This window comes from Microcystis sp. LE19-10.1B, from assembly GCF_027530565.1.
GTDB lineage: Bacteria > Cyanobacteriota > Cyanobacteriia > Cyanobacteriales > Microcystaceae > Microcystis > Microcystis aeruginosa.
This window is the reverse complement of the sequence record NZ_JAPZQM010000057.1, coordinates 1-6,169: the sequence shown is the minus strand read 5'-3', so window position 1 is coordinate 6,169 and position 6,169 is coordinate 1. Positions and strand designations below refer to the sequence as shown.

The following is a 6,169-nucleotide window of genomic DNA, read 5'->3' as shown; positions in this document are numbered from 1 at the left end:
ATGGGAGTGATCAGGGGGAAATTCAGCTACTTTTTCCCTGAAAATTAGGTAATTGACCCCCTCAAAATCGGTAAAACCCCACACCCCACACCCTACACCCTACACCCTGCCCCTAGGAAAAACTTTTTCAGCAGACCCTAATTAAGCTTTTCAACATCGATAATGTACCTCTTGCGAACAGTAAACGCTATAATTGTGCCTCCCTACTTAGTTGAGACTCCGAGACTCCGAGACAGTTATCGGTTCATCAATGGTTAAGATGTTCAAAGACTGATTTATCACCGATATCGTTGGGGAGAGGTTGGCTTAACTTTCTCAGAGCAAAGATAACGAATAAAGTCGCCCAGAGAATTAATAGCCCCTTTTCCCAATTTAAGGGCAATATCCCCAAAAGATGACCGAGTAAAAGGGTGGGAACTAGAGGGGTTAAAAACTTGGTTTCTAGACGATTAAAACAAAAAGCTTCTTTGAAATAAATCCCCGTGAGACTAGCAAAAATAAAGCCCACACCGAATAAACTCACCGGATGGTTATAGACAAATTCTAGGGGAGAAAGGTGAGAATAGAGGCTGAAAATTAGGGAAGTAATCGCCCCGATTAGCCAAAAAAATTGCAGGAGACGATGGAGGGGAATTAAATAAATATGGATAGTCAATAAACTGATGCCTAACCCCAGACAAAAACCCATGTATAAAAGGTTAGTCAGGGGCAGTAATTGCGGTCGGGTGAGGACTATAATTGTAGCGACAGCGAAACTAAAAGCCGCTAAATTTAAACCCAGACGGTAGAGACGCACCCCTAGGCGATCGCTATCCGTAATCGTAAACTCTCCGAATTGACCTTGATAAACTCGATCGACAGCAGGGGAAGTCATAATGCTCTAAAGAAAAAGGGAAGCTTAGAAAAGATTGACTAAAAATCATCTTAATCTTAAATTATGCCAGTAGCCTCACTTCTCCCTCCTCTCGGCTGACTAATTGCGAGTTAGGATCAAGGTTACATTTCCTTTAGATTTTTAAGCCATGTCGTTGAACCAAGAATCCCTCGCTTTTAGCCATGGGAGGGTCAAGAACTCAACTAGCGAAATTTTGATCGTAGGCGGTGGTATCATCGGATTAGCGATCGCCGTCGATTTGCAATTGCGCGGGGCAAAAGTTACCCTCCTAGTTCGAGATATAGCTCAGGCCGCTAGTCGTGCGGCTGCGGGAATGTTGGCCCCCCATGCGGAGGGGATTCCCCCGGGTCCGTTTCTCGATCTTTGTCTGCGATCACGCTGGCTATATCCAGAGTGGAGCCGCAAAATCGAGGATTTAACGGGGATAAACAGCGGTTACTATCCCTGTGGTATTCTTGCTCCCGTTTACGAGCTAGATCAGCCTATTACTGCCAATACAGCTAATAAAATTTGGTTAGACAGCAATGCAGTTCACCTCTACCAACCCGGACTAGGTAAAGATGTGATCGGTGGTTGGTGGTATCCCGACGATGGACAAGTGGATAACCGGCAGCTAGTGACTGGGCTGCAACAAGCGGCCGAAAATTTAGGGGTAGAAATTCGCCAAGGCATAGAAGTCCACGCCATACAGCAAAAGCAGGGAAAAGTCAAGAGTATTTATACCTCAATTGGGGAATTAGAAGCAAAAATTTACATTTTAGCGGCGGGATCCTGGACGAGTCAACTTTTACCCCTCCCTATCCATCCCGTCAAAGGTCAAATGGCCGCAGTAAAAATGCCCCCTAACCAGACCTTAGCTAGGGTTTTATTCGGTCCGCAAACCTATCTGGTTCCCCGTCGCAATGGTCGTTTAATTATCGGGGCCACTTCCGAAAAAGTGGCCTGGCAAACGGGTAATACACCCCAAGGACTACAAGCCCTTTTTGCGCGCGCTACCCGTCTCTATCCCCCTTTAGCTGACTGGGAAATCGAGGAAATGTGGTGGGGATTCCGTCCGGGTACAGCGGATGAATTGCCCATTTTAGGCCGCAGTAGCTGTGATAACCTGATTTTAGCTACTGGTCACTATCGCAATGGCATTTTACTCGCTCCCGTCACTGCTTCCTTGATTGCTGACCTGGTGATTAATGACAAAGTTAATCCCATTTTGACCCATTTTAGCTGCGATCGCTTTAATCAACCATCACCCATTACTATTCCATCTATGTCCTTAACTATTATTGAGAATAAACCCCAAGCACTTTTATCGCCCCAGAATGATCGCCTCACCATTGCCGGGAAAACCTTTCACTCCCGCTTGATGACTGGGACTGGCAAATATGCCAATCTGACGACTATGCAGGAAAGTATTAGTGCCAGTGAATGTCAGATTGTCACCGTCGCCGTTAGACGAGTACAAACGAACGCACCCGGCCATGAGGGATTAGCAGCGGCGATCGATTGGTCGAAAATCTGGATGTTACCCAACACTGCTGGTTGTCAAACGGCCGAAGAAGCGATTCGGGTGGCCCGTTTAGGGCGAGAAATGGCCAAATTATTGGGACAGGAAGACAATAACTTTATTAAACTCGAAGTTATTCCCGATCCTAAATATTTATTACCCGATCCGATCGGAACTTTGCAAGCGGCGGAACAATTAGTTAAAGAAGGTTTTGCCGTACTGCCCTATATTAACGCCGATCCTCTCTTAGCCAAACGTTTAGAGGAGGCTGGCTGCGCCACGGTTATGCCGCTGGGATCGCCGATCGGGTCGGGACAGGGGCTGAAAAATGAGGCAAATATCGCAATTATCATCGAATCGGCCCAAATTCCCGTGGTGGTAGATGCCGGGATCGGTACACCCTCAGAAGCGGCCCGGTCCATGGAAATGGGTGCGGATGCTTTATTAATTAACAGTGCGATCGCTATGGCGGCCAATCCAGCTATGATGGCCCAAGCCATGGCAATGGCAGCAAAAGCGGGACGTTTAGCCTATTTAGCGGGAAGAATGCCGATTAAGTCCTATGCTAGTCCTAGTTCCCCCCTGACGGGAACGATCGCCTAACCGATTAAGCTAGGAATGGGCTGTTTTCAGCTATTAGAGCCAGCAAAAATCTCTATGACTACAGACAATCAAACTGAGTATGTTGCCGCTTTAACTGATTTACACCGCGGACTTGACCGTAAAGGGCCCGGCGACTCTGACTTCTCCCTAAAAATTTTGAGTAATCTCTCTATTTTGCCCCTCAAGCCGCGAATTGCCGATCTAGGATGTGGAAGTGGTGCTAGTGCTTTACTGCTGGCACAATACTACCAAAGCCCTGTCATGGCAGTGGATTCCTCGTCGGTTTTTATCGACGAACTCAAAACCCGAGCAAAACAGCTTGGTCTTGAGCATTTAATCATTCCAATTCATGGTGACATGGCTAAACTTGATTGGTCAGTGGGTTCAGTTGATCTACTTTGGTCTGAGGGGGCTGCTTATAATCTTGGGTTTGAGCAGGCTCTTAAAATCTGGCGACCGCTTGTTTCTAACAACGGGATCGCCGTCATCTCGGAGATGAGTTGGTTTACTGATGAGCTGCCAGAGCCGGCTGTGGCCTATTGGCAAAACGCCTATCCTATGATGGGTAATGAGTTTGAGAATATCGTTCGGGCTAATAGGTCTGGTTTTAAGGTACTTTCTACCCAGAGGCTGCCCAGTCAGCTTTGGTGGCTAAATTATTATCAACCTCTCCGTGAGCGAATCGGGCAGCTGGAAATCAGCCCAAGTAGCTCATCGGTTATTCGTGAAACCGAAGAAGAGATGAAACTTTTTGAGAAATTCAGCAACTTCTATGGTTATACCTTCTATGTTCTGCAAGCGGCCTAGAAAAAAAGCCGTCTAATTTATGATCAGCTAACCCAGTGATCTTAAGCTAGGAATGGGCTGTTTTCAGCTATCGTGGGCGGGGCGAGAAAAATTGACTAGAATAAAAGAGGTGGAATCATGATCGAGAGTCTGCCGGGCAATTACCGTCATGGCCGCCAATCCTGAGACTACATTTTTTGAGCACCGAGGTATATTGGCGATGATCACTAGAAATTCTTTATTGTCAGGTTTGTTTCTGGGTCTGGGTTGGGTTTGCGTTAGCGGCAACCTAGTCGTGGCCCAATTTCCCATCAGTGAGCGTTGTTTAGCGGGGTATGAGTCCTGCGCTTACCAAAAATATCATCAGTACAATCACCAATGGAATTTTCGTACCAGTCCCCAAATCGAGCAGCGGCGACTGAACACGATCGAAAATCAATGCGGTAGCATTAATTCCTCTCGTTGTAATAATCTGCGTCCGCAGGTGCAAAAACTACAGGAAACTCCCACCCTGCAGCAATTGCGGGAACAACAGATTAGAATCATCGAAACTCGTTAAAATAGGGGAGATTTGGCCATCTCCCCCCACACCACACCTCGATAAATCCCACAATTAACGCACTTCAAACAAACGATTGTCTGGTAAATTACTAATCGCTCGCTGGAGACTATTTAAGGATTTATTGTAATCAACGATCGCCTGTAGATAACGGCTTCTGGCATCGGTTAAATCCCGTTGGGAGTTGATCACATCCGTTTGGGTTCCCACACCCGCCTGAAACCGTAAACGGGCTAATCGCAGACTTTCCGTGGCGGATTCAATGCTTTTTTGCGAAGTTTTAATGTTTTCTTGGTTAGAAATCAAATTATAGTAAGATTCCTCCACCTGAAGGCGAATTTCATTGCGACGGAGGGAGAATTCCGTATCGGCGCGATCGATATTTCTTTCCGCTTGACGAGCGCGAGCAAAAGCACGACCACCATCAAAGAAAGTCCAACGAATCCGACCACCGACGCTAAAACCATCGCCAAAACCAGCTTCATCACTGAGATCGTTGAGGACATTATACTCGCCCAGAAGGTCCACTTGGGGAATCACCGCCGAAATGGCGATCGAGCGGTCTTCTGCGCTAATTTCCCGTTGTAAGAGTTGTTGTTCTAATTCCGCGCGATTTTTGTAGGCCAAAACGATACTATCATCAAGACTTAAGCCCCAAGTTCCCGCCTCGCGAATCTCATCGGCAGCGGTTAACTCGATGTGCTGACCGACACTCAATATCTGTGCCAGTCGCCGTCGGGAAATACGCTGGGTAGAAATCGCCCGGGTTAAGTCTTGGTTAGCGTTAGCGAGGTCAACTTCCGCCTGTAGGACAGCAAATCGGGTTCCTAGTCCCGCTTGTTCCAATAATTGAGCATCCCGTAAACTTTGACTAGCATCTTCGATCGCAGCTTGGGAGATCGCTACCTGAGCATCACCCCTCTGCAATTCATAATAGGCATCGGTGGCATCAAAACGAGTTTGTTCCGAGACTCGTTCCACCTCTAATTCCCGTTGCCGGATCACTTTTTCGGCCCTTTTGATCTGGGCTGTCCGTTCACCCCCTGTATAAACCCCATAGACGATGCGAACACTACCCTGAAAGTTGGTACTATCTTCGGGTCTAACTGCTGGGATTCCCTGTTGACGAGCCAAATTATTCTGTCTTTGGTCAGCTGCCGATTGATCTTGAGTGAGACTGGTTTCCGCTTGGGCCGTGGGTAATAAGGCCGCCTGTTGTTCCTTTAATTGGGCGCGAGCGATTTCTAAATCGACCCGGGCTGTCTGTAAGGTCTGATTATTTTTTAAAGCTAATTCGATCGCTTGATTTAAGGTGATCGGTTGTACTACCCTAATATTCACCTCATCTGGTTTGGTGGGAAAAATTAGGGGATTGCCACTAGGATTAAGATAATTGGGGGCTTTGGGATCCGCTTCCGTGGTTGCCGGTGCCGCCGAGGGACCGGGTAATTGAGACACTGGATTGGCAGTAGGTCGGGGTTTCTTCAATAAATCGGCAGCGGACTGAGTTTGTGCCTTAACCGAGGATTCAGCCAAGAAAATCAACCCAAGCACCGCACTCACGGTAATACCATAACGCAAGAGCAACATGAGTATCTCGAAAGTAAACAGTAAACGATAAGAAGTAAATAAGCTCACACCACTATGTTGGCCGATTACTAATTACCGATAGTAACACGGGAGCTTGACATCCTCACCGCCGTAAACGGACGGTGATTCCCAAACCTCACGATTTAGGTTTCTGCTTCTTTCCCTTGCGGGGTTCCGCACCTGCCTTAACAGATTCACTCTGTTCTGGTCTTATGGTCGCGACCCGGACTGACAC

5 protein-coding genes are annotated in these 6,169 nt (G+C 47.3%); 3 read left to right on the top strand and 2 right to left on the bottom strand.

Annotation, left to right across the window (positions count from 1 at the left end; translation table 11 throughout):
• Nucleotides 1-247 precede the first annotated feature (247 nt).
• Nucleotides 248-874 (bottom strand): DUF2301 domain-containing membrane protein, encoded by a 627-nt coding sequence (locus O9332_RS02180; RefSeq protein WP_004159461.1) that lies wholly within the window; start codon nt 872-874, stop codon nt 248-250.
• 148 nt (nt 875-1,022) lie between these two features.
• Between O9332_RS02180 and thiO the strand changes: the two genes are divergently transcribed.
• The 3 genes from thiO (at nt 1,023) to O9332_RS02165 (ending at nt 4,344) form a co-directional block, all read left to right on the top strand.
• Nucleotides 1,023-2,999, top strand: coding sequence for a glycine oxidase ThiO (gene thiO, locus O9332_RS02175; RefSeq protein WP_288023457.1), 1,977 nt, complete (start codon nt 1,023-1,025; stop codon nt 2,997-2,999).
• A 54-nt stretch (nt 3,000-3,053) separates the two neighbouring features.
• Complete coding sequence (locus tag O9332_RS02170) at nt 3,054-3,806, top strand: SAM-dependent methyltransferase (RefSeq protein WP_223210693.1); 753 nt, start codon at nt 3,054-3,056, stop codon at nt 3,804-3,806.
• A gap of 199 nt (nt 3,807-4,005) precedes the next feature.
• Nucleotides 4,006-4,344 (top strand): hypothetical protein, encoded by a 339-nt coding sequence (locus O9332_RS02165; RefSeq protein ID WP_288023455.1) that lies wholly within the window; start codon nt 4,006-4,008, stop codon nt 4,342-4,344.
• Nucleotides 4,345-4,398: 54 nt separating this feature from the next.
• Here the strand turns inward: O9332_RS02165 and O9332_RS02160 are convergent, their stop codons facing one another.
• Nucleotides 4,399-5,934 carry a TolC family protein gene (locus O9332_RS02160; protein WP_288023458.1) on the bottom strand — a complete coding sequence of 512 codons (1,536 nt, stop codon included), beginning with the start codon at nt 5,932-5,934 and terminating at the stop codon, nt 4,399-4,401.
• Between the last annotated feature and the right edge of the window lie 235 nt (nt 5,935-6,169).

Excerpts from the sequence above, each read along its gene's own strand:
- O9332_RS02160 (WP_288023458.1), bottom strand. The coding sequence starts at position 5,934 with ATGTTGCTCTTGCGTTATGGTATTACCGTGAGTGCGGTGCTTGGGTTG.
- O9332_RS02180 (WP_004159461.1), bottom strand. The coding sequence starts at position 874 with ATGACTTCCCCTGCTGTCGATCGAGTTTATCAAGGTCAATTCGGAGAG.
- O9332_RS02165 (WP_288023455.1), top strand. The coding sequence starts at position 4,006 with ATGATCACTAGAAATTCTTTATTGTCAGGTTTGTTTCTGGGTCTGGGT.
- O9332_RS02170 (WP_223210693.1), top strand. The coding sequence starts at position 3,054 with ATGACTACAGACAATCAAACTGAGTATGTTGCCGCTTTAACTGATTTA.
- thiO (WP_288023457.1), top strand. The coding sequence starts at position 1,023 with ATGTCGTTGAACCAAGAATCCCTCGCTTTTAGCCATGGGAGGGTCAAG.